Source organism: Verrucosispora sp. WMMA2121 (assembly GCF_027460185.1).
GTDB lineage: Bacteria > Actinomycetota > Actinomycetes > Mycobacteriales > Micromonosporaceae > Micromonospora > Micromonospora palythoicola.
This window is the reverse complement of sequence record NZ_JAPZBH010000006.1, coordinates 5013945-5038707: the sequence shown is the minus strand read 5'-3', so window position 1 is coordinate 5038707 and position 24763 is coordinate 5013945. Positions and strand designations below refer to the sequence as shown.

Sequence of the window (24763 nt, the reverse complement as noted above, 5' to 3'; positions counted from 1 at the left end):
CGATGGTGGGAGTGGCTCGTGGCCGAGACGCAGACGGATGCCGCGCGCAGGCGGGTACTGATCGCCGAGGACGAGGCGCTGATCCGGCTGGACCTGGCTGAGATGCTGGCCGAGGAGGGCTACGAGGTGGTCGGCGAGGCCGGTGACGGCGAGGCCGCCATCCGGTTGGCCGAGGAACTCAAGCCCGACCTGGTGATTCTCGACATCAAGATGCCGATCATGGATGGATTGGCGGCCGCCGAGCGGATCGCCGGTGCGCGGATCGCTCCGGTGATCATCCTGACCGCGTTCAGCCAGCGTGACCTGGTGGAGCGGGCCCGGGCGGCCGGTGCGATGGCGTACCTGGTCAAGCCCTTCCAGAAGAGCGACCTGGTGCCGGCGGTGGAGATCGCCCTGTCCCGCTACTCCGAGATCGCCGCGCTCGAGGCCGAGGTGGCCGGGCTGACCGACCGGCTGGAGGTCCGCAAGACCGTCGAGCGGGCCAAGGGCGCGCTGATGACCACCTACAACATGAGCGAGCCGCAGGCGTTCAAGTGGATCCAGCGCACCGCGATGGACCACCGGATGACCATGAAGGAGGTCTCCGAGCGGATCCTCGCCGAGACCGCCGGCGGTGAGGTGGCCGAGCCGGCCCAGTAGGTTCGAGCGGGCGGTCTGATCTCGGCCGGGGTCAGGGGACTCCCGGCGGGCCGCGGCGCCGATACCATCGGGCATGCGCGGAGGACGGGTCGACGGCACAGTCCCGCCGCACGCCTTCGCACCCGCTGTGCGGCGTACCGCTGCGCTCGTCGTGCTCTGCCTGCTGCTGGTGATGGGCTGCCGGTCCGGTACGCCCGGACCTGACGAGGCGCCACCGCTGCGGCCCGACTGGCGGGAGCTGACGTTGCCCGCTCCGCCGGGGGCACCCGGCCGGTTGATGCTCCGCGACGTGACCGCCTGCGGTGGGCGGTGGTATGTCGTCGGTGCGGTCGGTGGTCCCGGTGACGCGACCCGGCCGGCGGCCTGGACGAGCGCGGACGGGGTGTCCTGGGAGTCGGTGCGGATCGTGGCGGACTCCTACTACGGCCGGCAGAACGTCCTGTACTCGGTCGCCTGCACCGATGGCCGGTTCGCGGCGGTCGGGGCGAAGAGCGGCGGCGCGCACGCGAATCCGCGGGTGAGCAGTTGGGTGCGGCGTGCGGATGGTGCGCTGGTCGAGGTTCGGGCCGGTTTCGAGCTCTACGGCGGCCCGCAGGCGGTGAACGTGGCGCGGATGGTCGCCGGTGGGTCGGGTTTCATGATCGTGGGAAACCGGGTCAGCGGTGCGGCGGTCTGGCTCTCCGAGGCGGCGGGGGAGTTCGAGATCCTTGAGGGTGCGCCGGGGCTGGCGACCGACGAGCACGGGGTCACCTGGTTGTTCGACGCGACGCCGGTGGACGGCGGCTGGTTGGCGGTGGGCGGGATCATCGGCCCCGGCCGGATCGACCGGGATCCGCTGGCGTGGCGTTCGTCGGACGGCCGGAGCTGGCAGCGGGTGCCCGTGCCGGGCACCGACGAGTACGACGAGCTGCAGCGGGTGGTGCGGGTCGATGGCGAGCCGGTGGCCGTCGGCCTGCGCGGTCGTGCGTTCGGCGGCTGGCGGGCCGGGCCGGACGGCTGGGCACGGACGGGTGGGTTCGGTGCGGCGGCGTCGTCCGGCGTGCCCGCCGTGCGGGGGTTGTCGATCTTCGACGGGCAGGTGGTGACGGCGGTCAACGACGGTGTACGTCATGCCCTGTGGAGTTCGGCGGACCGGGGTGCCTCGTGGCGGCCGGTGGCGCTGCCGAGGGAGGTGCCGGCCGGGCCGGTCAGCTCGGTGGCGGTGTTCGGGGAGCCGGGCCGGTTGCTGCTGGTACTGGACGACGGGGCGGCCGGTGCGGTCTTCGGGCTATCGGGGTTGGCCGGCTGAGCGTGGGTCGGCGCTGTTACGGGGGCGGTCGCATCGGCGCTTGTGTTCGTAACGGTTTGGCAAGCGTGGCTCGCGGGTCTTCCGGGACGGTTTGCGGACGCAGTACGCTCCGCCATCACGAGCCGTAACGCAGGTGTGCGGATTCACGCCTGGGTGGTGACCGCCGAGCTGGCCGGTGACGCTGCCCCGGGTGCGCCGGGCCCCTGTATCTGGAGGAGGTCAATAGCCGTGAGGCGTAAGTACGTACGGGCGCTGGGCGCCGTCGGGCTGGCGGCAGCCCTGTTTGCCGCGGCGGGCTGCCAGGCGTCGGATGAGGGCAACGAAGCTGGCGGCGACGGTAACTGCGGTGGCAAGCTCGCCATCTTCGGTGCCTTCAGCGGCCCGAACTCCGGTCTGGTGATCCCGTCGCTCAACGGCGCCAAGCTCGCCGTGAAGCAGCACAACGAGGCGAACGCGGACTGCCAGGTCACCCTGCAGGAGTTCGACACCCAGGGTGACCCCACGCAGGCCACGCCGGTCGCGAACCAGGTCGTCGGTGACGAGTCCTTCCTGGGCGTCATCGGTGGTGCGTTCTCCGGTGAGACCAAGGCGACGATGGACGTCTACGAGGCCGCCGGCATGGTCATGGTGAGCCCGTCGGCGACGGCGATCGAGCTGACCGCCGGTGACAACAAGGCGTTCCACCGGGTGGTCGGTAACGACGCGACCCAGGGTGCCGCCGCGGCCGTGTACTTCCGGGACGTGGCGAAGGCCAAGAAGGTCTTCGTGATCAACGACGGCACCACCTACGGTGCCGGTATCGCCAACGAGCTGACCAAGGCTCTCGGTGACCTGGCCGGCGGGACCGACCAGGTGCAGGAGAAGCAGGTCAACTTCGCCGCCACCATCTCGAAGATCAAGGCCGCCGCGCCGGACGCGGTCGCCTACGGCGGTTACACCAACGAGGCCGCGCCGCTGCTGAAGCAGATGCGGGAGGCCGGTATCACGGCGACCTTCCTCGGCTTCGACGGTCTGTACGACCCGGCCTTCCCGTCCGGTGCCGGTGCCGGTGCCAACGGTGCGATCGTGACCTGCCCGTGCCTGCCGCCGGACAAGGCCGGTGGCACCTTCTCCGCCGACTACGAGAAGGAGTACGGCTCGCCTCCGGGTTCCTACGGTGCCGAGGGCTTCGACGCTGCGAAGGTGCTGATCGAGGGTCTGGCCGAGGGCAAGACGACGCGCAAGGACCTGCTGGAGTGGGTGGACGCCTACGACAAGGAGGGCGTGTCGAAGTACCTCAAGTTCGACCCGACCGGTGACGTGGACAAGTCCCGGGTGGTGATCTGGGCCTACGAGATCAAGGATGGCGCGATCACGGCCCAGCAGGAGATCAAGCTCAGCTGAGCCAGGATGACCGTTGCGCGGCCGGGGTCTTTTCCCCGGCCGCGCGACGGTGCCAAGGGAGAAACCCGTGAATTTCGATGCCTTGTTCGGCAACCTGGCCCAGCACACGGTGGACGGGTTGTCCAAAGGGGCCATCTACGCCCTCGTCGCGCTGGGGTACACCCTCGTCTACGGTGTGCTTCGCCTGATCAACTTCGCGCACTCCGAGATCTTCATGGTCGGCACGTTCGCGATTCTCGGTACCTGGTCGCTGCTCGGGATCACCGGCACGCCCTCGATCGGCATGGCGATCGTCTACCTGCTCATCGGTCTGGTCGTCGGCGCGGCGGCCTCCGGTGCCACCGCGTTGACCGTCGAGCGGGTCGCGTACCGGCGACTACGTCGGATGAACGCGCCGCCGCTGATCTTCCTGATCACCGCCATCGGTGTCTCGCTCGTCCTGGTGGAGATCTACGCACTGTGGATGGCGGGGTTCTTCTCGGGACGCGGCTTCAGCGAGAACCGGCTCGTGATCGGCATCCCGGCGCTGTTGAAGCAGGAGACCGTGCTGTCGGTGGCCGGCGCCAACATCACCAACGTGCAGATCATCATGGTGGTGTCGGCCCTGGTGATGCTCTACGGGCTGGACCAGTTCATCAACCGGACCCGGTACGGCCGGGGGGTGCGCGCGGTGGCACAGAATCCGGACACCGCGGCGCTGATGGGGGTGCACCAGGACCGGGTGATCATGCTGGTCTTCGTGCTGGGTGGACTGATGGCGGGCGCGGCCGCTCTGCTGTGGAACATGCGGTACGGGATCACCAAGTTCGACATCGGTTTCGTGATCGGGCTCAAGGCGTTCACCGCCGCGGTGCTCGGTGGCATCGGCAATCTGCGGGGCGCCCTGCTCGGTGGCCTGCTGCTCGGTGTGATCGAGGTGTACGCCGCGACGTTGACCCGGTCGACCTGGGAGGACGTGGCCGCCTTCGTGGTGCTCGTGGTGGTGCTGATCTTCCGCCCGACCGGTCTGCTCGGTGAGTCTCTCGGAAAGGCGAGGGCATGACAGAGGCACTGCGACAGTTCAACGAGCGGCGCCGACACGCTTTGGGCGGCATGGCCGACCGTTGGCGGGCGTTGCCCCGCTGGCAGCGTTGGCTGGGGGTTCTCGCGGGGATCGCGTTCCTCTACTACCTGCCGTTCCTGGGTGACATCCCGGGGACGAACCTGATCATTCCCGGCCTCGACTGGTTCCGGACCGACTCCATCGCCGGCGGCTCGAACTGGGCCGGGGTGCTCTTCGTGTGCGCCCTGTACGTGCTGGTCGCGATCGGGCTCAACGTGGTGATCGGCCTGGCCGGTCTGCTCGACCTCGGCTATGTCGGCTTCTACGCGGTGGGTGCCTACAGCGTCGCGCTGTTCGGTTCGACCCAGTCGCCGGTGGTGCAGTCGATGCAGCGGCAGTTCGGCCTGTCCGAGGAGTGGGCGGTCGCCTGGGCGGTCTGCATCCCGATCGCGCTGGCCTTCTCGCTGGTCGCCGGCGTGCTGCTGGGCTGGCCGACGCTCCGGTTGCGGGGTGACTACCTGGCGATCGTGACGCTGGGCTTCGGCGAGATCATCCGGATCGTGGCCAAGAACTCGGGGTGGGCCGGCCAGGCGCAGGGCGTCGCGGGCATCCCGGGTCCGGAGGGACCGCCGTCGGCCGACAACACCGTCTTCGGGCTGCTCAAGATCGAGCCCTGGTACTGGTTGGCGCTCACCGTGGTGCTGCTGATGGTCCTGCTGGTGCGCCGACTGGAGCACAGCCGGGTCGGGCGGTCGTGGCTGGCCATCCGGGAGGACGAGGACGCCGCCGCGGTCATGGGTGTCTACCCGTTCAAGTTCAAGCTGTGGGCGTTCGCCATCGGCGCCGCCCTGGGCGGGTTGTCGGGTCTGCTCTTCGCCAGCCGGTCGACCTTCATCCAGCCGGAGACCTTCAACGTCCAGCTCTCCATCCTGTTCGTCGCGATGGTGGTGGTCGGCGGGTCCGGCAACATGGCGGGCGTGGCGCTCGGTGCGTTCCTGCTCGCCTATCTGCCGGAGCGGTTCCGGGACTTCTCGGAGTACCGGGTGTTGGCCTTCGGGCTGGCGCTGGTGCTCATCATGCTGCTGCGCCCGCAGGGTCTGCTGCCGAGCCGGCGGCGAACGCGGGAGTTGCAGGACCGGGCGAAGGAGGCTGCCGTCAATGTTGCCTAAGCAGATGACGTCGCCCGAGGACGCCACCCCGCGCGAGGTGTTGCTCGAGGTGGACCAGGTCACCCTCCGGTTCGGTGGGGTGGTGGCGCTCGACAACCTGAGTTTCCAGATCTACAAGGGTGAGATCATCGGGTTGATCGGTCCGAACGGGGCCGGCAAGACCACCTGTTTCAACGCGATGACGGGTGTCTACCGGCCGACCTCGGGCGAGGTCCGCTTCGACGGGGAGCAGGTGAGCGGGCGCAAGCCGCACCGGATCAACCGGATGGGGATCGCCCGGACGTTCCAGAACATCCGGCTCTTCCCGGAGATGACCGCGCTGGAGAACGTGCTGGTGGGCGCCGATTCTCGGCACCACACGAGCGTGATCGGGGCACTGTTCCGGCTCTACCGCGTCAAGCCCAAGCCGGAGGAGTTGCCGGTGGTCGACGCGACCAACGGGCTGGTCCGGTTCTGGCAGCAGGTTCGCCGGTCGTCGGCGCGGGTGTTCGGCATCTCCCGGCACACCCTTGAGGAGCGTGCCGGCGAGCGCAAGGCACTGGAGCTGCTGCGGTTCGTGGGCATCGCCGACCGGGCGAACGACCTGGCGCGCAACCTCCCGTACGGCTACCAGCGGCGGCTGGAGATCGCCCGAGCCCTGGCGACCGAGCCGAAGTTGCTCTGCCTGGACGAGCCGGCCGCCGGGTTCAACCCGGCGGAGAAGGAGGAGCTGCTCGACCTGATCCGCAAGATCCGGGACCGCGGGTTCACGGTCCTGCTCATCGAGCACGACATGCGGCTCGTCATGGGGGTCACCGACCGGATCGTGGTCCTGGAGTTCGGCAAGAAGATCGCCGAGGGGTCGCCCGCCGAGGTGCGGGACAACCCGAAGGTGATCGCGGCCTACCTGGGGGAGCCCGCAGATGCTGCTTGAGATCAACGACCTGACGCTGCGCTACGGCCGGATCGAGGCGCTGCACGGCATCAGCCTGCACGTCGATGAAGGCGAGGTGGTCGCGCTCATCGGCGCCAACGGTGCCGGAAAGTCCAGCACGATGCGGGCCATCTCCGGACTCCGGCCGGTGGCCCTGGGCTCGATCCGGTTCAACGGTGAGGACATCACCAACCTGCGGGCCGACCTGCGGGTCCGGCGGGGCATCTGTCAGGCACCCGAGGGGCGGGGCATCTTCCCGGGCATGACGGTGCTGGACAACCTGGACATGGGGGCGTACACCCGGCGGGACCACGCCGGGATCGCCGCCGACCTGGACCGGGTGTTCACGCTGTTCCCCCGGCTGGCCGAGCGCCGCCGCCAGCACGGCGGCACGCTCTCCGGCGGCGAGCAGCAGATGCTCGCGGTGGGCCGGGCGTTGATGAGTCGGCCGAAGCTGCTGCTGCTGGACGAGCCGTCGATGGGCCTCGCTCCGATGATCATTCAGCAGATCTTCGACATCATCACGGAGATCAACCAGCAGGGCACCACGATCCTGCTGGTGGAGCAGAACGCGCAGCAGGCGCTCTCCCGGGCCCACCGGGGGTACGTGCTGGAGACCGGCCGGATCGTCAAGGAGGGCACCGGGCAGGATCTGCTGCACGACCCGTCGGTCAAGGAGGCGTACCTGGGCGTGGCCTGAGTCGCGTCGCGGGGCCGGCCGGTGGTGACCACCGGCCGGCCCCGTGCTGTTCCGGCCCGGTCACTCGGGCGTCGACCGGGTCAGCTCGGCCAGCTGGCTGGTCAGTTCGGCGGTGCCGCGGTGCCCCTTGGCCCGGTACGTCTCCAGCGCGGTGCTGAGCTCCGCGAGTGCCCGAGCGTGGTCGCGGCGGGCCAGGTGGGCCTGCCCCAGTTCCTCGCGTGCCTCGGCCTCGATCAGCACGTCCCCGGCCAGCCGGGCCTGCTCGACGGCGCGTTGTCCCAGCCGTAGGGTCTCCAGCGGCTGCCCGGCGCGGCGGTGGGTCCGTGCCAGCCCGACCAGGATCTCCGCCGTGTCCCGGGCCCCGCAGTGCGTCTCGGCGAGCGCCAACGCCGTCCGGTAGTGCGCCACCGCGTCGCCGAGCCGTCCGGCGAGCTGGTGGGCCTCGCCCAGGTTGCTGGCGACCAGGGCACGCAGATGACCGGCGTCGGGCAACGTGCGGCTGCGCTCCTCGGCCTGGGTGAGCCGCCGGATCGCCTCGGCGGGACGCCCGGCGTTGTTCTCGATCGCCGCGAGGTTCAGCAGCGCCGTCGCCGCGCCGAGCTGGTCACCCCCGGCGACCCGCAGCTCGTACGCCCGGGTGCCGTGACCGGCCGCCTCGTCGTGCCGGCCGAGCAGGCTGAGCGGGATCGCCAACCGGCCGCTGAGCATGGCCTCGCCCCGGGCGTCGCCGACCTGCCGCGCGGCCCGGACCGCACGTGAGTACAGGTCGATCCAGCGGTCGCGTTGGTGACGGCGGAACAGCCAGCCGTACATCGCCGCGGCGATCTGCCAGGCGAGCCGCGGATGGTCCGCCTCGGCCCGCTCGACGGCCGCCACCAGGTTGTCCGCCTCCGCGTCCAGCCAGGCCAGCGCCGCCGGCACGTCGGCGAAGCGTACCGGGGACCCGGCGGTGTCGAAGTTGGGCCGTTCCGCCGGACGCAGCACCCGGTCGGCCGCGGCGGCGGTGTCCCGGTAGAAGGTGAGCGTCCGCCGCAGTGCCGCCGACGCCGCGGCCGGGTCGGCGGCGGCCAGTTCGGCGGCGAACAACCGGACCAGGTCGTGCATCTGATGCCGGCCGTCGACGGAGCGCACCAGGTGGACGGCGGCCAACCGGTCGAGCAGGTCCCGGGTCACGGCCGGTGGCAGCCCGGCCAGCGCCGCGCACGCCTCGGTGCCGGGACGCTGCCCCGGGTGCACGCCGAGCAGGTGGAACATGGTGCGGCTCGGAGCGTCCAGCGCGGTGAGGGAGACCTGCAGGGCCGCTCGTACCGAGACGTCCTCCGCCGTCAGCAGGCCGATCCGGTCGCCCTCGGCGGCGAGCCTCCCGGCCAGCGCCGTTCCGTCGCCGAACTCGCCCAGCCGAGCGGCGGCGATCCGCAGCGCCAGCGGCAGCCGGTCGCACAGTTCGGCGATCCGGCGCAGGTCCGCCGACTCGTCCGCCGACTTGTCCGCCGCCGACGCGGTGAGCCCCTGCCGGAGGAGGTGCTGTGCGTCGGATTCGGTGAGCGGGGCGAGCACCACCTGGGTGGCGCCGTGGGTGGCGACCAGACCGTCGAGGCGCCGCCGACTGGTGATCAGCACGAGGTTGCTACCGGCACCGGGCAGCAACGGCCGGACCTGGTGCGAGGAGGCGGCGTTGTCCAGCAGGATCAGCGCCGGCTGGCCGGCCAGTTCGGAGCGGTAGCGGGCGGCCCGCTCGTCGAGATCGGCGGGAATGGCGTCGCCGGGCACGCCGAGGGCCCGCAGGAACCGTTCCAGCACCGTGGCGGGGGCGACCGGCTCGGCGGCGCCGCGCAGGTCGGCGTACAGGTGGGCGACGGGCCGCTGGTGCAGACGGGCGTGGGCGAACCGCAGCGCGAGGGCGGTCTTGCCGACCCCGGCGGGACCGACGAGCGCGACGATCCGGCTGCCCGTGCGCACGGCGGCGTCGAGGTGGGTCAGCTCGGCCCGCCGTCCGACGAAGCCGCCCGGTTCGGCGGGCAGTTCGGCCGGTCCCGGCGACAGCGTCGGGGTGGACGTGGCGGTGCCGGGCGGCGATCCGTCCGGTTCGACGGCGCGGAGCAGGGTGAGGTGCAGTTGCCGCAGTTCGTCGCTCGGGTCGGCGCCCAGTTCGGCGGCGAGCCAGCGCCGGTGCTGCTCGTAGGCCCGCAGCGCGTCGCCGGGGCGGTGGCTGGCGGCGAGGGCGCGCATGAGCGACAGGGTGAAGCGTTCCCGGCTGGGGTGCTGCGTGGCGAGCGGGCCCAGCCGTTCGACGAGCACGCCGGCGTCGGCGTCCGTGTTCAGCTCGGCCTCGAAGAGCTGCTCCAGGGCGGTCAGCCGGGCATCCTCGAGCGACTCGACCTCGGGTGGTGGCGGTTGGCGGGGCAGCCACCCACCGAACGCCGGCCCGCGCCACAGGGCGACGGCCTCGCGCAGCAGGTCGCGTCGCTGCGGCCAGTCGAGCGTCCCGTCGGCGGTGCAGCCGCGGGCCACCAGCAGCCGGAACCGGTGCACGTCGACGGTGGTGGGATCGAGCAGCATCCGGTAGCCGCCGCCGTCGGTCAGGATGGCCAGCTGCTCGTCGCCGATGCCGGCGGCGGTCAGGGCGGTGCGCAGCTCGGACACCCGCGAGTGCACCATGGCGCGGGCGGTGCGCGGTGCGCGGGCGGACCACAGCAGGTCGACGAGCTCACTTGTCGACACGAGGGTGTTGGCGCGTAACGCGAGTATCCCGAGCAGGAGACGGTGCAGCCGGCGGCCGACGGCGACGGGCCGCTCGTGGTGCCGGATCTCGACGGGACCGAGCAGGTGCAGCTCCACGGACGTCCTCTGCGGCGCGGCGAACGGGACTCGCCGCGAGTGTAGGACCAGACCCGAAGGCGGCTGTCGGGACACCACCGACATGCCGGACCGGCACCGGGCGAGGCGGTTGGCGCCGGCGGGGCCGACCTGCGTCGGGTCGGCCCCGCGCCGAGCGGTCGGCGGAGGGCGCTGCGGGCGGACCGTGTCGGGCCCGCCCGCCCCCGAATGGCCCTTCGCCGTGCGTGTGGTCTGGACGGCACCTCGCGTGGGACGACACCGGCCGCTGGGCGGTCGCGCCGCCCGCCGGCGCCCGCCGTCGGGGTGTCCCGTCACCGAAGTCGCCGTACGTCCGCCCGCCAGCATTACCGGTGGACCTTCCCGTTCCCTTCCCGCTCGGCTGCGAGCTGCGGTTTCGCCGGGAGGCCACCGGCTGCCGGCCGGCCACGTCGGGGCGGTTGTTGTCGGCGGTACGGACTAGAGTCGCAGCCGTGACAGCTACGACCCCGCGCCTGCTCCTCGTCGACGGACACTCCCTGGCATACCGGGCGTTCTTCGCCCTGCCGGTGGAGAACTTCTCCACCACGACGGGGCAGCCGACAAACGCGGTCTACGGCTTCACCTCGATGCTGATCAACGTGTTGCGCGACGAGCAACCGACCCACATCGTCGTGGCCTTCGACGTGTCCCGCCGGTCCTTCCGCACCAAGAAGTACGCGGAGTACAAGGCGGGCCGCAGTGAGACCCCGACCGACTTCAAGGGCCAGGTCAGCCTGGTGAAGGAGGTCCTGGCGGCGCTGCGGGTGCCGGTGGTGGAGAAGGAGGGCTACGAGGCCGACGACGTCATCGCCACCCTGGCCTGCCAGGCCCGGGACCAGGGCATGCCGGTGCTGATCTGCACCGGCGACCGGGACGCCTTCCAGCTCGTTGACGAGCAGATCACCGTGCTCTACCCACGCAAGGGCGTCTCCGACCTGGCGCGGATGGACCCGGCGGCGGTCGAGACGAAGTACGGTGTGCCCCCGCAGCGCTACCGCGACCTGGCCGCCCTGGTCGGCGAGACCAGCGACAACCTGCCCGGCATTCCCGGTGTCGGCCCGAAGACCGCCGCGAAGTGGATCAACACGTACGGCGGGGTGGAGGGCGTCATCGCCCGGGCCGACGAGATCAAGGGCAAGGCCGGGGACAGCCTGCGCGAACGGCTCGCCGACGTGATCCGCAACTACGAGATCAACTGTCTGGTCGCCGACCTGGAACTGCCGCTGCGTGCGGAGGACGCCCGCTGGCAGGGGTGGGACCGGGAGGCGGTGCACCAGGTCTTCGACACGCTCCAGTTCCGCATCCTGCGCGACCGTCTCTACCAGTACCTGGAGGCGGTCGAGCCGGAGGCGGAATCCGGCTTCGACCTGGTCGGTGAGGTGCTGGCCGCGCCCGGCGCCCTGGTGGGCTGGCTGGAGACGCACGCACCGGCCGGCACCGGGGTCGGTGTCGCGGTCAAGCTCGACACCGGGCCGAACCGCCGGCACACCGCCACCGTCACCGGGATGGCCCTGGCCACCGCCGACGGTGCGGCGGCCTGGTTCGACCCGGGCCAGCTGGAAGCCGCCGACGAGGCGGCGCTGGCGGCGTGGCTGGCCGACGAGACCCGGCCCAAGGTGCTGCACGACAGCAAACCGGCCGTGCTCGCCTTCGCCGCCCACGGCTGGGCGCTGGCCGGCATCGCCCGCGACACCCAGATCGCCGCGTACCTGGCCCGCCCCGACCAGCGCTCCTACGACCTGACCGACCTGGCGCTGCGCTACCTGCACCGGGAGCTGCGGGTCGACGCCCCGGAGTCCGGCCAGCTGACCCTCGACGGGCTCGGCGGCGACGGTGCGGCCGAGCAGAACCTCATGCTGCACGCCCGGGCCACCCTCGACCTGGCCGATGCGATCGACGCGGAGCTGTCCCGCGACGGGGAGCAGTCGGCCCGGCTGATGGCCGGGGTGGAGCTGCCGCTGATGCGGGTGCTGGCGCAGCTGGAGCGCACCGGCATCGCCGCGGACACCGACTACCTGACGGAGTTGGAGGCGCACTTCGCCGCCGAGGTGAAGGCCGCCGCGCAGGGCGCGTACGAGGCGGTGGGGCGGGAGTTCAACCTCGGTTCGCCCAAGCAGTTGCAGGAGATCCTCTTCGGTGGGCTGAACCTGCCCAAGACCAAACGGATCAAGACGGGTTACACCACCGACGCCGACGCGTTGCAGTGGCTCTACGCGCAGAATCCACATCCGGTGCTGGCCCACCTGCTGCGGCACCGGGACGTGGCCAAGCTCAAGTCGACGGTGGACGGGCTGCTCAAGTCGGTCTCCGACGACGGTCGCATCCACACCACCTTCAACCAGACGGTGGCCGCCACCGGCCGGCTCTCCTCCACCGAGCCCAACCTGCAGAACATCCCCATCCGCACCGAGGAGGGGCGACGGATCCGCCGCGCCTTCGTGGTCGGTGCGGGCTTCGAGTGCCTGCTGACCGCCGACTACAGCCAGATCGAAATGCGGATCATGGCGCACCTGTCGGCCGACGACGCGTTGATCCAGGCGTTCAACTCCGGCGCCGACTTCCACGCCGCGACGGCCTCGTCGGTGTTCACCGTGCCGCTGGCGGAGGTCACCCCGGACCAGCGGCGCAAGATCAAGGCGATGAACTACGGCCTGGCGTACGGGCTCAGCGCCTTCGGCCTGTCCCAGCAGCTCGGCATCAGCGCCGAGGAGGCGCGCGGGTTGATGGAGAACTACTTCGCCGGGTTCGGCGGGGTGCGGGACTACCTCCAGGAGGTGGTCGCCCGGGCCCGGCAGGACGGCTACACCTCCACCATTCTCGGCCGCCGCCGTTACCTGCCGGACCTGGTCAGCGACAACCGGCAGCGGCGGGAGATGGCCGAGCGGATGGCGCTCAACGCCCCGATCCAGGGCTCCGCGGCGGACATCATCAAGGTCGCCATGCTGCACGTCGACACCGCGTTGCGGGACGCCGGCCTGCGCTCCCGGATGCTGCTGCAGGTGCACGACGAGCTGGTCTTCGAGGTGGCACCCGGCGAACGGGCGGCGCTCGAGGAACTGGTCCGACGGGAGATGGGTGGGGCGTACCCGCTGTCGGTGCCGCTGGAGGTGTCGGTGGGTGACGGCCGCGACTGGAACAGCGCCGACCACTGAGCCGGTCTTGGCGGGGTGCCGGCGCAGGCCTGAAGGAGTTTCGGGGCAGCCCGACCTTGGCCTGGCGGGGGGTTTGGCGGGCGGTCCGAACCTGGCCTGGAGGGGGTTTCGGGGCAGCCCGACCCGCTCCGGGCGGTCAGGCTTGATCCCTGCGCGGGTCGGGCTGCCCCGAAACCCTGACGTGGTCACCGAACGAGTGCCGGTCACGGTCCCGCGGGCGAACCGTGCGCTGATGTCAGCAGTTTCGGGGAAGCTCCTGCCTCGCGGAGCCGGCTGACCCAGCAACTTCGCCGAAGTTGCTGCCTCGCGGGTCGGCTGACCCAGCAACTTCGCCGAAGTTGCTGCCTCGCGGGTCGGCTGACCCAGCGACTTCGCCGAAGTTGTCGCCTGCTGGTGCTGGTGCTGGTGCTGGTGGTGGTGTGGTGGTGGGTGGGGTGTGCGGGGTGCGGGTGTCAGCGGGCGGGGCCTCGGCGGGACCTGGGTGGGGCGCCGTGCCGGTCGAGGGCCTTGCGGGAGGGGCCGCCGGGCGGCGGCAGGGGTGCCTTGACCGGGTCGTGGCCCCAGTTCATCAGCGAGTACCGCCACCGGGTGTCGCGCACGTCGCCGCTGGGCCGCTGGGCCATGTGTCGCCGCACGTACCCGACGACCTTGCGCATGTGCTTGTAGTCGGCCTCGGTCAGCTGGCCACGCTTGCGGCGCAACAGGTCGATGATCTTTCGGCCGGACTCGTGGCCGACCGTCTCGCCGCCGCCGCTGCCCTTCCGCCGCCAGCCGACATGCTTGGACTCGTCGGTGTCCAGCCACGTGGACAGTTCGCCGGGCTTCATGTTTACCGCCTCGGTGAACTCCCGGTAGGTCTGGTCGGGGTCGTCACGACGGCTCACGGCGCAACACCTCCGGGCGGTGGGCCACGTCCCGGCCCGAGTCGTCGTTGCGGATGCGGTACTGCGGCTGCTCCGGTGTCGCGTTCACGGCGTGCCCGCGTACGTGGGTGCGTTCGGTCAGCTTCTCCTTGACCACACCGTGGGCCCGGCCGCTGTGGCTGGCCCAGGAGACGTGGTCGCCGGTGCGGAACTCCTCGTCGGCCATGCCGCCCGGGTACCCGGGCACCTTCGGGGAAAACGCCGCCGCCCTGCCCCGACCGCGCCGAGGGCGGTCGGACGGGCCGGGCGGCGGCGCTGGTCACCTGAGGACGCGTCGGTCCGGGTCGAGCGAGCGGGGCAGCGTGATGACGATCCACTCGTTGTCCTCGGCGACGCCGGGGGCGCGGCCGGTGGAAAACGGGAAGTTGTTGTCGTTGAGTACCGCCACCCGCCGCTTGTCCAGGATCACCACGTTCTCGATGGTCTGGAAGGGGAACGTGAAGGTGGTGTCGAAGCCACCCAGCCGCTTCGGGTTGGCGACGTTCATCAGGTCGACGAGCAGGGTCTTGTCCAACAGGCCGTCCCGGTCGCGGTCGCGGGCGTCGGCGACGTAGAGCCGCTTGACCACGGCGGTGGGGCCCTGACCGCCGTCCCGCTCGATGATCAGGAAGCGGTGCCGGTCGATCGCGATCGCGTCGCCGATGGCGAGGTTCGGCGCTTCGAGTCGGTAGGTGAGGCGCTTGCCGGTGTAGCGGCCGGTCCACCTGTCGAACTCGTTGAGCCGCAGCTGGCCGGGAGCGTCACCGGCGACGGTGCCCTCCAGCAGCGCGTAGAGGTGGCGACCGTCGGGGGAGGCGGCCAGGCCCTCGAAGCCCCGGCTGCTGGCGAGGGTGGCGGGGACGCCGGTGCGCGCGGCGGTTTCCGGGGCGACCACACCGTCGAGCGGGATCGGCGCCCGCAGCAGCCGGCCGGTCCGGTCGAAGTGCAGCAGGTACGGTCCGAACTCGTCACCGATCCAGTAGCTGCCGTCGGCCGCCTTGACGATCGACTCGACGTCGAAGTCGGCGCCGGTGAGCACCCGGTCGGTGCGGGTCAGCTGCCACGGCACGTGCCCGTCGGGGTCGGTGAGGTTGATCCCGCCGACCACGTCGACGTCGCCGGTGGCGAACACCGGGGCGAGCCGCTGGATGCGCAGCAGGAAGTCCGCCGAGTTCGCCTGGTTGCCGTAGCCGTTGTCGGACAGCACGTCGAAGGTGCCGTCGCCGTTGTCGGCGATACCGGAGAAGCCCTGGATCGGCTGGTCGGCGAAAGGTGTGGGGTAGCCGTTGGTGTTGCCGGTGACGAGGCTGCCGGAGGGCTCGCTGCCGGGTACGAAGGTGGCGGCCGGCAGCGACGCGAAACCCGTGAGCGTCGGCCTGGCGGTCGTCGGCGCACCGGCGAAGGACGCGGTGCCGCCCAGGGCGAGAGCGAGGGTGAGGACGCCGGCGCCGGCGAGTGCCCGTCCCAGGCGGGTGGCGGTGATCTGTCTCATGCGCCCGGACGTTAGGGAGCGCGGGTGAACTGGGGGAAACCTGGCGGTGGCCGCCGTCGGGCGTCCGGTGACCGGTTCGTCCGGCGGTCGGCTATCCGGTGAGGTCGCGGACCGGAAGTTTGATCTCGAACGGTTCGGTCAGCTCGATCAGCTCGGCGCTGTCGGCGACGAGTTCGTACTGCCGCTCCCCGCCCGGCCCGATCCGGTCGCCGAGGCGGTACGCGTACACGTGCACCGGGTTCTGCTCGATGCGCCAGTAGAAGGGGATGCCGGCGTCGGCGTACTCGCCCGGCTTGGCGAACCGGTCGACCCGGCGGGTGCCCGGCGAGACCACCTCGACGGCCAGCACGACGTCCGCCGGCCGCAGCCGGGACCGGTCGGATGGCAGCCCGGCGCGGCAGAGCAGCACGTCCGGTTGCCGGCAAGTGTTGTGGCTGAGTCCGACGCCCACCGCCTGGGCGGCGCGCAGGTGGTCGGGAGCGTGAGCGCGGAGCCACAGCCATACCAGGCTGGAAATGTCCTGATGGCCCAGGGTGGGGGAGGGTGTCACGTGGATGACTCCGTCGACGAGTTCGACGCGGGGGGCGTCGTCCGGCAGGGCGAGCAGGTCCTCCAGCGTGTAGTCCGCACGCTGCTGCCGCATCGGATCCGGACACCATGGGCCAGGTGATGTCGGGATGGGCTCGGCGCTCATGCCGGCCCTCCGCCGGGCTGCGGGCCGGCATGAGGCACCACGGCACCGCGTCGATGATTCGCTCGCTGGCGCACGCTCATGACGTGAGCGTAACGCCACCCCGGGACGGCGGCGTCGCACTCGCTGTCCGCGACGGCGCCGGACCGCACCGCCGGCCGGCTCAGTCGGCCGGTTTCTCGGTGACGAAGATGGCGGTGCCGGGGAAGAGCCGGCCGCGCAGCGGGCTCCACTGCCCCCAGATCCCCTCGTGTCCCTCCGGCCACTCCGGTTCCACCAGGTCCAGCAGCCGGAACCCGGCACCCACCAGCTCGCGGACCCGGTCGCCGAGGGTGCGGTGCTGCTCGACGTAGCTGGCCCGGCCGTGTTCGTCCAGCTCCACGTACGGCCGGGTGTCGAAGTACGAGTGCACGGCGGTCAACCCGCCCTCTCCCGGGTCGTCCAGGAAGATCCAGCGCATCGGGTGGGTGACCGAGAAGACCCACCGGCCACCGGGACGCAGCACCCGGTGCACCTGACCCATCAGCGCCGCCGAGTCCTCGACGAACGGGACCGCGCCGAACGCCGTGCAGGCGATGTCGAAGCTCTGGTCGGCGAAGGGCAACGCGAGCGCGTCGGCCTGCGCCAGCGGTACGCGTACCCCGCTGCGGGTGTTGGCCTGGGTCGCGTGCCGCAACATGCCGGCGGAGAGGTCCACCGCGACCGGCCGGGCGCCCTGGGTGGCGAGCCAGCGGGAGCAGGACGCCGCGCCGCAGCCCACCTCCAGCACCCGTCGCCCGGACACGTCGCCGAGCAGTCGGGCGTCCGCCTCGCGCAGTCCCTCCGGGCACCAGACGAAGTCCACGTCCCCCAGGAAGTCGCCGTGTTCTGCCTGGTAGGCGTCGGCGTCGGCGTCCCACCAGCGTCGGTTGGCGGTGCGGGCCTCGGCGTCACCCACCCGGCGGCGGGTCACCCGGTCGTCGTCGTTCACCAGGCCACGCTAGGCCCTCACGTGGGGAGGGCGGGCGGCGGGCCGGTGGGGCGTCTGGTCGAAATCTCCGCTTTGGCGGCTGGTGCGCCGACGAGTAGGCGGGAGGGCTTGCACGCTGTGGTAATGCAGCAGGTAGGGTAGACGATGCGCTCGCGGATCGTGTGCCTCGGCAGGGAGCAGGTGCGCGGTCGACGGAGTCACATCAAGATCTCGTTCAGCGATTTCCAGGTGGGCCCGCCGACAAATCCGTTGGCGCGCACAGGTCACCGCGACACCAGCCTGCTGTGACACACCATCCGACCGGAGCAACCGCCCACATGACGAGCAGCATCGAGGCCCCCTCGAGCGCCACCAAGGTCACCGTCGACGATCTCGGCTCTGAGGAGGCTTTCCTCGCCGCGATCGACGAGACCATCAAGTACTTCAACGACGGCGACATTGTCGAAGGCACCGTCGTCAAGGTCGATCGGGACGAGGTCCTGCTCGACATCGGCTACAAGACCGAGGGTGTCATCCCCTCTCGGGAGTTGTCGATCAAGCACGACGTGGACCCGGCAGAGGTCGTCTCGGTGGGTGACCACATCGAGGCCCTTGTCCTTCAGAAGGAGGACAAGGAGGGTCGGCTGATCCTCTCCAAGAAGCGGGCGCAGTACGAGCGGGCCTGGGGCACGATCGAGAAGATCAAGGACGAGGACGGCGTCGTCCGCGGTTCCGTCATCGAGGTGGTCAAGGGTGGCCTCATCCTCGACATCGGGCTGCGCGGCTTCCTGCCGGCCTCCCTGGTCGAGATGCGGCGGGTGCGTGACCTGCAGCCGTACGTCGGCCGCGAGCTCGAAGCCAAGATCATCGAGCTGGACAAGAACCGCAACAACGTGGTGCTGTCCCGCCGGGCCTGGCTGGAGCAGACGCAGTCCGAGGTGCGCACCGAGTTCCTCAACAAGCTCCAGAAGGGGCAGGTCCGCAAGGGCGTCGTCTCCTCGATCGTCAACTTCGGCGCCTTCGTCGACCTGGGCGGCGTGGACGGCCTGGTGCACGTCTCCGAGCTGTCCTGGAAGCACATCGACCACCCGTCCGAGGTCGTCGAGGTGGGCCAGGAGGTCGAGGTCGAGGTCCTGGACGTCGACCTGGACCGCGAGCGGGTCTCGCTGTCGCTGAAGGCGACCCAGGAGGACCCGTGGCGTCAGTTCGCCCGCACCCACGCCATCCAGCAGATCGTGCCGGGTAAGGTCACCAAGCTGGTGCCGTTCGGTGCCTTCGTCCGGGTGGACGACGGCATCGAGGGCCTGGTGCACATCTCCGAGCTGGCCGAGCGGCACGTGGAGATCCCGGAGCAGGTCGTGCAGGTCGGCTCCGAGGTCATGGTCAAGGTCATCGACATCGACCTGGAGCGCCGCCGGATCTCGTTGTCGCTCAAGCAGGCCAACGAGGGCTTCGTCGAGGGCGAGGAGCACTTCGACCCGACCCTCTACGGCATGGCCGCGACCTACGACACCGAGGGCAACTACATCTACCCGGAGGGCTTCGACCCGGAGACGGGCGAGTGGCTCGAGGGGTACGACAAGCAGCGCGAGACCTGGGAGAACCAGTACGCCGAGGCGCGGCAGCGCTGGGAGGCGCACCAGAAGCAGGTGCAGACCTCTCGGGCCGCCGAGGCCGAGGCCGCTGCGAACCCGCAGCCGGCCCCCGCGGCTGGCGGCACCACCACCTCGACCAGCGCGGCGCCGAGCCGGCAGGCCGAGGAGCCGGCGGGCACGCTGGCCACCGACGAGGCGCTCGCCGCACTGCGGGAGAAGCTCGCCGGCGGCAAGTGACCCGCTGACAACTTCGGCCCGGCGGGCCTGACCCCCGCCGCGACCCGAAGCTGTCGACTGACACCAGAGGGCCCCGCCCCGACCCGGTACTCCGGGTTCGGGTCGGGGCCCGCCGTCATCCCCGTTGATCATGAGGTTGACGGCACCTTGAAGATCGACAACTGCCGTCAACCTCATGATCAACGCGAGTGGGGTGGGTGGGGTGGGGTTGGCGGGGGTGGGGTGATCGGGTTGACTGGTGCCGTGCTGAGGGTGGGGTTGACCGGTGGGATCGGTTCGGGCAAGAGCGCGGTGGCCGGACGGCTGGTCGAGCGGGGTGCGATGCTCATCGACGCCGATCAGCTCGCCCGGGAGGTGGTCGCGCCCGGCACCGAGGGTCTCGCCGAGGTCGTCGCCGCCTTCTCCGATCGCGTGCTGGACGCCGACGGGGCCCTGGATCGGGCTGCCCTGGGTGAGTTGGTGTTCGCCGACGAGTCGGCCCGGCGCCGGCTGGAGGCGATCGTCCACGGTCGGGTCCGGGCCCGCACCGTCGAGCTGACCGCCGCCGCCCCGCCGGACGCCGTGGTGGTCAACGACGTCCCGTTGCTGGCCGAGGTGGGGTTGGCGCCCACGTACCACCTGGTGGTCGTGGTGCAGACGGGGGTGCACATCCGGTTGGCGCGGCTGGCCCGTGATCGGGGGATGAGCCGGGCGGAGGCGCAGCGCCGGATCGCCGCCCAGGCCGACGACGCCCGCCGCGCGGCGGTGGCGGACGTGTTGCTGACCAACGAGGGCAGCCTCGACGACCTGCACGCGGCGGTCGACGCGCTCTGGCGTGACCGGCTGGTGCCCTTCGAGGACAACGTCCGTCACCGGCGGGCGGTGCGGGCGGGCCGGGTGACGCTTGTCGAGCCGAACCCGAGTTGGCCCCGGCAGTACGCCCGGCTGGCGGACCGCATCCGGCACGCGATCGCCCCCGCCGACCTGCGGATCGACCACATCGGCTCGACCGCGATGACCGGGTTGGCCGCCAAGGATGTCATCGACATCCAGCTCAGCGTGCCGTCCCTCGCCGACGCCGACGGTGTGTTGGCCGAGCGGCTGGCCGACGCCGGTTTCCCCCGGTTGCCGGGCGACTGGTGGGACAGCCCTCGACCGGCCGGTGGCGACCGGTGGGGGAAGCGCCTGCACGGCAACGCCGACCCGGCCCGACCGGTGCACCTGCACCTGCGGGTGACCGGGTCGCCGGGCTGGCGCTACGCCCTGCTGATGCGCGATCACCTGCGCGCCGACCCCGATCGGCGGGCCGCGTACCTGGTGTTCAAGCGGGAACTGGCGGCGTCCGCGCCGGACAGCGGCGCGTACGCCACGGCGAAGGACCCGTGGTTCGACGAGGAGCACCTCCGGGCGGAGGAGTGGGCCGCCCGCACCGGTTGGCGCCCCTGAGGGGCGCGGCGCGGTCCACCGGGGCGAGGTGGCTGCCCATCCGGCGGCCGGGTCAGCGCTTTCGTGGCGGCGTCAGCCGTGGAACCCGGCCCGGGGTCAGGTCGAGCTGCGCCCAGGCACCGGAGCGGGTCGGCAGTTCCAGCCGGCGCAGCATCCCGGACCGGTCGACCCAGTAGCGCAGCGGTCCGCGGCCGGTGTCGACCTGCACCACGTCGACGCTGGTGCCGGCGATGCTGTCGCCGCGTACCCGTTCCGTCCCGCCCCGCGGGTCGGGGTGCTGAGCGGCCCGCAGCGCGGCAGCCACCAGCGGGTCGACGGCCTGCGTGCGATGCGGTCCCGTCCGCCAGCCGGCGGCCGGTGGCGGCAGTGGCGCACGTGCCGACCCGCTGCCGTCGATGCGGGTGACCTGGCGGCCGTGGTGACGGATCAGGGTGCGTCGTGCGTCCGTGTCGAGGTCGGTGACCGCGAGGTAGGCGCTGCCCGACGTCCAGCTCAGCCAGCCGCTGCCGCGCAGGTTGGTGGCGGCGGATACGGGCATGGTCAGGGTGGCCGTCGCCCCGCCGACGGCGCGCAGGCGGGACGGCATCCGACGCCAGCGGTCCCGTTCGGCGGAGGTCAGGGCGCGGGGCAGGCCGGGGCGACCGCCGAGCGCCTCGACGGGTCGAAGCGTCGGACGGTCGGCCCGGTTCAGGGCCACCGTGACCGGTCCGATGCCGGTGACGTCGGTGAGTACCCGGTGCAGCCGGCCGGCCCGGTCCAGCCAGTAGCGGGTCGGGATGGCGGTGTCCGGCGTGTCGGCACCGGGGGTGCGGCTCGCCGGTACGACGGCGTCCGGCGTGGCGACCTCCAGCACGTCGACCGGCTCACCGTTGAGCTGCTCCCGGCCCACCCAGCGACCGGTCCACCGGTCCGCCGGATCGGGCCGGTCGGCGGCGAGCGCGAAGATCAGCCCGAGCAGCGGAGCGAGATCCGGGTCGGCGGGCAGCCGCCAACCGTCGGCCGGTGGCACCAGGGGCGGCATGGCCGGCGTCGGTACGGCCGTCGGGTCGGGTCTGATCACCAGCACGGTGGGGGTGGCCTGGGCGAGACCACGCGACGCGCCCGCGCCCGGGCCCCCCACGTCGAGGTAGGCCAGCCCCCGGGCCCAGTCGACCCAGCCGAGCAGGTCGGTGCGGGTGGCGCCGGCGCCGGCGGTGACGTGCAACCCGGCCCGTAACTCGCGGTAGTTGGTCACCCGCATGGTGGCCAGGCGTTCCCGTTCGGCCGGGGTCAGGTCCCGTGGTGGCGGGCCGTCCGGCGCCCAGTTGACGAGCGTGGCCACCAGCATCACGGCGGAGAGCACCGCGGTGAGGGCCAGCCCGGCGAGGGTGAGGCGGCGTCGGCGGTTGGCTACCCGTCGCGGGTCGTCGGCCTCGGCGGTCGCGCCGGCCAGATCCTCCTCCTCGGCCCGGTTCCCGGCGGCCAGGTCGAGCAGACCGCCGGAGACCACGGCCCGGCGGACGCCCGGCCGTGGTGGCGCCGGTGCGGTGCCGGCCAGGTTGAGGATCGCGGGCGGCGCGAGACCGGCCCGGTGGCGGGTGACCGCGCGGTGCCGGCGGGGGTGCGTACGGGCGTGACCGGTCGGCCCGGCATGACCGGTGCCGCCCGGGCTGCCGCCGCCGGCCGGGGCGCTGGCCCGGGTCGGATCGGTGCGCGGCTCGTCGGGTGCGCGGCGACGGCTGTCGGACGGCGGTTGTGAGCTGCTCTCCACGGGAGGATGAACGGTGCGGACCACGCGGGGGTGACGAGCAGGGGCGCTCGCGGCGGCCGGTCAGCGCGATCCGCGCGACCACGTCCGGTGCGCACGCCAGGCATGCCGGGTGCTGCGACCCTCGGTGCCGGGGGTGGCGTGGCTTGTGCGGCCCGCCACCGGCCCGGTCGGCCGCCGCGAGCGGCCTACGGGAAAAGCGTAGCGGGGTGAGAAGAACCACACAATGCGAATATCGAAGCCGATCAGATGCCGCACGTAGTCGCCGGGGCGGTCGGGGAGGATCCGCGAGGCGTCACGGAAGTCCGCACCGCGCCGACGTCCACCCGTCGTCGCCCGTCCGACCGATCGGTGGGGTGGCCGGGCGGACCGGGTCTGACTGTCGGAGCCCCGGCGTACCGTTGAGGTCATGGCGCTCGACATACCCCGGCTCGACGGCCGTTTCCAGGTCATCAGTGATTTCCAGCCGGCCGGTGACCAGCCGGCGGCGATCGACGACCTGGAGCGGCGGGTGCGTCGCGGCGACCGGCACACGGTGTTGCTCGGCGCGACCGGCACGGGCAAGAGCGCCACGGCCGCCTGGCTGATCGAGCGGCTGCAGCGTCCCACGCTGGTGCTGGCCCCCAACAAGACGCTCTGCGCGCAGTTGGCGAAGGAGTTCAGCGAGCTGCTGCCGGACAACGCCGTGGAGTACTTCGTCTCGTACTACGACTACTACCAGCCCGAGGCGTACATCCCGCAGACCGACACGTACATCGAGAAGGACTCCTCGATCAACGAGGAGGTCGAGCGGCTGCGGCACTCGGCGACGATGTCGCTGCTCACCCGGCGTGACGTGGTGGTGGTCGCGACGGTGTCGGCGATCTACGGGCTGGGCACCCCGGAGGAGTACCTCGACCGGGCGGTACGGGTGGCCGTCGGCCAGGAACTCGACCGGGACCAGCTGCTGCGTCGCCTGGTCGACATCCAGTACACCCGCAACGACATGGCCTTCCAGCGCGGCACCTTCCGGGTCCGCGGCGACACGCTCGAGATCATTCCGGCGTACGAGGAACTCGCCGTGCGCATCGAGCTCTTCGGCGACGAGGTGGAGAAGCTCTACTACCTCAACCCGTTGACCGGTGACGTGGTGCGCGAGGTGGACCATCTGCTGATCTTCCCGGCGACGCACTACGCGGCGGGTCCGGAGCGGATGGAGCGGGCGGTCCGCGACATCGAGACGGAGCTGGGCGAGCGGCTGGCCGAGCTGGAACGGCAGGGCAAGCTGCTGGAGGCGCAGCGGCTGCGGATGCGCACCACGTACGACATCGAGATGATGCGGCAGGTGGGCTTCTGCTCGGGCATCGAGAACTACTCGATGCACATCGACGGCCGGCTGCCCGGCAGTCCGCCACACTGCCTGCTGGACTACTTCCCCGACGACTTCCTCACCGTGGTCGACGAGTCGCACGTGACGATTCCGCAGATCGGGGGCATGTACGAGGGCGACGCCTCACGTAAGCGGATGCTCATCGACCACGGATTCCGGCTGCCCAGCGCCGCCGACAACCGACCGCTGCGGTTCGACGAGTTCCTGGAGCGGGTCGGCCAGATGGTCTTCCTGTCGGCGACCCCGGGTCCGTGGGAGCTGGAACACGCCCAGGGCGAGTTCGTGGAGCAGGTGATCCGCCCGACCGGGCTGGTCGACCCGGAGGTGGTGGTCAAGCCCACCAAGGGGCAGATCGACGACCTGATGCACGAGATCAAATTGCGTACCGAGCGCGACGAGCGGGTGCTGGTCACCACGCTGACCAAGAAGATGGCCGAGGATCTGTCCGACTATCTCCTGGAGAACGGCATCCGGGTGCGTTACCTGCACTCCGAGGTCGACACGCTGCGCCGGGTGGAGCTGCTGCGCGAGCTGCGCCGGGGCGACTACGACGTGCTGGTCGGCATCAACCTGCTGCGGGAGGGCCTCGACCTGCCCGAGGTGTCGCTGGTGGCGATCCTGGACGCGGACAAGGAGGGCTTCCTGCGCAGCGGACGGTCGTTGATCCAGACCATCGGCCGGGCGGCCCGTAACGTCTCCGGCCAGGTGCACATGTACGCCGACAAGGTCACCCCGTCGATGGCGGACGCGATCGAGGAGACGAACCGGCGTCGGGCCAAGCAGATCGCGCACAACGAGGCGCACGGCATCAGCCCGGAGCCGCTGCGCAAGAAGATCCACGACATCCTCGACGACATCTACCGTGAGGCGGAGGACACCGAGGCGACGCGGGTCGGCGGGGCGGTGCGGCAGCTGTCCCGGGGTAAGGCGCCGGTCAAGGAGACCCGCAGCCGGGCCCGGGGCGGGGCGGCCACCCCGGCCCGCGAGGGGATGGCCCGGGCCGAGCTGGCGCAGCTCATCCAGGAACTCAACGACCAGATGCTGGCCGCCGCCCGGGAGCTGCAGTTCGAGCTGGCCGCCCGGATCCGCGACGAGGTCGCCGACCTCAAGAAGGAGCTGCGCGGCATGGACGCCGCCGGCGTGCGATAGCCGCCGCCGGCGCGACAATCCACTTCCTACAGTGGGGGAATAGCGGAATGCGAGCGTCCTATTGC

18 protein-coding genes are annotated in these 24763 nt (G+C 71.4%); 11 read left to right on the top strand and 7 right to left on the bottom strand.

Going from position 1 to position 24763, the window contains the following annotated elements; genetic code table 11:
• The first annotated feature begins 18 nt into the window (after positions 1-18).
• The 7 genes from O7605_RS31400 to O7605_RS31370 all read left to right on the top strand — a co-directional run bounded on the left by O7605_RS31400 (position 19) and on the right by O7605_RS31370 (position 7134).
• A complete protein-coding gene (locus O7605_RS31400; RefSeq protein ID WP_164448329.1) occupies positions 19-639 on the top strand; it encodes an ANTAR domain-containing response regulator in 621 nt (206 codons plus the stop codon).
• A gap of 73 nt (positions 640-712) precedes the next feature.
• Positions 713-1927, top strand: coding sequence for a hypothetical protein (locus O7605_RS31395; RefSeq protein ID WP_269742568.1), 1215 nt, complete (start codon positions 713-715; stop codon positions 1925-1927).
• 228 nt (positions 1928-2155) lie between these two features.
• Positions 2156-3310, top strand: coding sequence for a branched-chain amino acid ABC transporter substrate-binding protein (locus tag O7605_RS31390; RefSeq protein WP_269742567.1), 1155 nt, complete (start codon positions 2156-2158; stop codon positions 3308-3310).
• Between the two features lie 67 nt (positions 3311-3377).
• Positions 3378-4352, top strand: a complete 975-nt coding sequence (locus O7605_RS31385; protein ID WP_269742566.1) for a branched-chain amino acid ABC transporter permease — start codon at positions 3378-3380, stop codon at positions 4350-4352.
• Positions 4349-5521 (top strand): branched-chain amino acid ABC transporter permease, encoded by a 1173-nt coding sequence (locus O7605_RS31380; protein WP_269742565.1) that lies wholly within the window; start codon positions 4349-4351, stop codon positions 5519-5521. The genes O7605_RS31385 and O7605_RS31380 overlap by 4 nt, the downstream gene beginning before the upstream one ends.
• Complete coding sequence (locus O7605_RS31375; protein WP_269742564.1) at positions 5511-6434, top strand: ABC transporter ATP-binding protein; 924 nt, start codon at positions 5511-5513, stop codon at positions 6432-6434. Before O7605_RS31380 ends, O7605_RS31375 begins: the two co-directional genes overlap by 11 nt.
• On the top strand, positions 6424-7134 hold the full coding sequence (locus O7605_RS31370) for an ABC transporter ATP-binding protein (RefSeq protein ID WP_269742563.1): 711 nt from the start codon (positions 6424-6426) through the stop codon (positions 7132-7134). Before O7605_RS31375 ends, O7605_RS31370 begins: the two co-directional genes overlap by 11 nt.
• A gap of 60 nt (positions 7135-7194) precedes the next feature.
• Here the strand turns inward: O7605_RS31370 and O7605_RS31365 are convergent, their stop codons facing one another.
• The gene (locus tag O7605_RS31365; protein WP_269742562.1) at positions 7195-9972 is read right to left on the bottom strand and encodes an AfsR/SARP family transcriptional regulator; all 2778 of its coding nucleotides are present in this window, start codon (positions 9970-9972) and stop codon (positions 7195-7197) included.
• Positions 9973-10442: 470 nt separating this feature from the next.
• Between O7605_RS31365 and polA the strand changes: the two genes are divergently transcribed.
• Positions 10443-13142 (top strand): DNA polymerase I, encoded by a 2700-nt coding sequence (gene polA / locus O7605_RS31360; RefSeq protein ID WP_269742561.1) that lies wholly within the window; start codon positions 10443-10445, stop codon positions 13140-13142.
• 452 nt (positions 13143-13594) lie between these two features.
• On the opposite strand, the gene O7605_RS31355 is transcribed toward polA, so the two are convergent.
• The 5 genes from O7605_RS31355 to O7605_RS31335 all read right to left on the bottom strand — a co-directional run bounded on the left by O7605_RS31355 (position 13595) and on the right by O7605_RS31335 (position 17197).
• The gene (locus tag O7605_RS31355; protein ID WP_269742560.1) at positions 13595-14026 is read right to left on the bottom strand and encodes a DUF3140 domain-containing protein; all 432 of its coding nucleotides are present in this window, start codon (positions 14024-14026) and stop codon (positions 13595-13597) included.
• Positions 14013-14231: a DUF2945 domain-containing protein gene (locus O7605_RS31350; protein ID WP_204013918.1), complete on the bottom strand. Its 219-nt coding sequence runs from the start codon at positions 14229-14231 to the stop codon at positions 14013-14015. Before O7605_RS31350 ends, O7605_RS31355 begins: the two co-directional genes overlap by 14 nt.
• Positions 14232-14324: 93 nt before the next feature.
• Positions 14325-15536, bottom strand: a complete 1212-nt coding sequence (locus tag O7605_RS31345; protein WP_269742559.1) for an esterase-like activity of phytase family protein — start codon at positions 15534-15536, stop codon at positions 14325-14327.
• A gap of 91 nt (positions 15537-15627) precedes the next feature.
• Positions 15628-16179, bottom strand: coding sequence for a Uma2 family endonuclease (locus tag O7605_RS31340; RefSeq protein WP_269742558.1), 552 nt, complete (start codon positions 16177-16179; stop codon positions 15628-15630).
• 211 nt (positions 16180-16390) lie between these two features.
• Complete coding sequence (locus O7605_RS31335) at positions 16391-17197, bottom strand: class I SAM-dependent methyltransferase (RefSeq protein WP_269742557.1); 807 nt, start codon at positions 17195-17197, stop codon at positions 16391-16393.
• A gap of 317 nt (positions 17198-17514) precedes the next feature.
• Here O7605_RS31335 and rpsA point away from each other — a divergent pair, with 317 nt between their 5' ends.
• Positions 17515-19008 (top strand): 30S ribosomal protein S1, encoded by a 1494-nt coding sequence (rpsA, locus tag O7605_RS31330; RefSeq protein WP_099844791.1) that lies wholly within the window; start codon positions 17515-17517, stop codon positions 19006-19008.
• 243 nt (positions 19009-19251) lie between these two features.
• Positions 19252-20433 (top strand): dephospho-CoA kinase, encoded by a 1182-nt coding sequence (coaE, locus tag O7605_RS31325; RefSeq protein WP_269742556.1) that lies wholly within the window; start codon positions 19252-19254, stop codon positions 20431-20433.
• 52 nt (positions 20434-20485) lie between these two features.
• Here the strand turns inward: coaE and O7605_RS31320 are convergent, their stop codons facing one another.
• Positions 20486-22183: a hypothetical protein gene (locus tag O7605_RS31320; protein ID WP_269742555.1), complete on the bottom strand. Its 1698-nt coding sequence runs from the start codon at positions 22181-22183 to the stop codon at positions 20486-20488.
• Positions 22184-22589: 406 nt separating this feature from the next.
• Between O7605_RS31320 and uvrB the strand changes: the two genes are divergently transcribed.
• On the top strand, positions 22590-24698 hold the full coding sequence (uvrB, locus tag O7605_RS31315; protein WP_269742554.1) for an excinuclease ABC subunit UvrB: 2109 nt from the start codon (positions 22590-22592) through the stop codon (positions 24696-24698).
• Positions 24699-24763 lie beyond the last annotated feature (65 nt).

What these genes read in the sequence shown, in the direction of transcription:
- O7605_RS31340 (WP_269742558.1), bottom strand. Translation starts at nt 16,179, where the DNA reads ATGCGGCAGCAGCGTGCGGACTACACGCTGGAGGACCTGCTCGCCCTG.
- O7605_RS31375 (WP_269742564.1), top strand. Translation starts at nt 5,511, where the DNA reads ATGTTGCCTAAGCAGATGACGTCGCCCGAGGACGCCACCCCGCGCGAG.
- O7605_RS31370 (WP_269742563.1), top strand. Translation starts at nt 6,424, where the DNA reads ATGCTGCTTGAGATCAACGACCTGACGCTGCGCTACGGCCGGATCGAG.
- O7605_RS31350 (WP_204013918.1), bottom strand. Translation starts at nt 14,231, where the DNA reads ATGGCCGACGAGGAGTTCCGCACCGGCGACCACGTCTCCTGGGCCAGC.
- O7605_RS31395 (WP_269742568.1), top strand. Translation starts at nt 713, where the DNA reads ATGCGCGGAGGACGGGTCGACGGCACAGTCCCGCCGCACGCCTTCGCA.
- uvrB (WP_269742554.1), top strand. Translation starts at nt 22,590, where the DNA reads ATGGCGCTCGACATACCCCGGCTCGACGGCCGTTTCCAGGTCATCAGT.
- O7605_RS31345 (WP_269742559.1), bottom strand. Translation starts at nt 15,536, where the DNA reads ATGAGACAGATCACCGCCACCCGCCTGGGACGGGCACTCGCCGGCGCC.
- O7605_RS31380 (WP_269742565.1), top strand. Translation starts at nt 4,349, where the DNA reads ATGACAGAGGCACTGCGACAGTTCAACGAGCGGCGCCGACACGCTTTG.
- rpsA (WP_099844791.1), top strand. Translation starts at nt 17,515, where the DNA reads ATGACGAGCAGCATCGAGGCCCCCTCGAGCGCCACCAAGGTCACCGTC.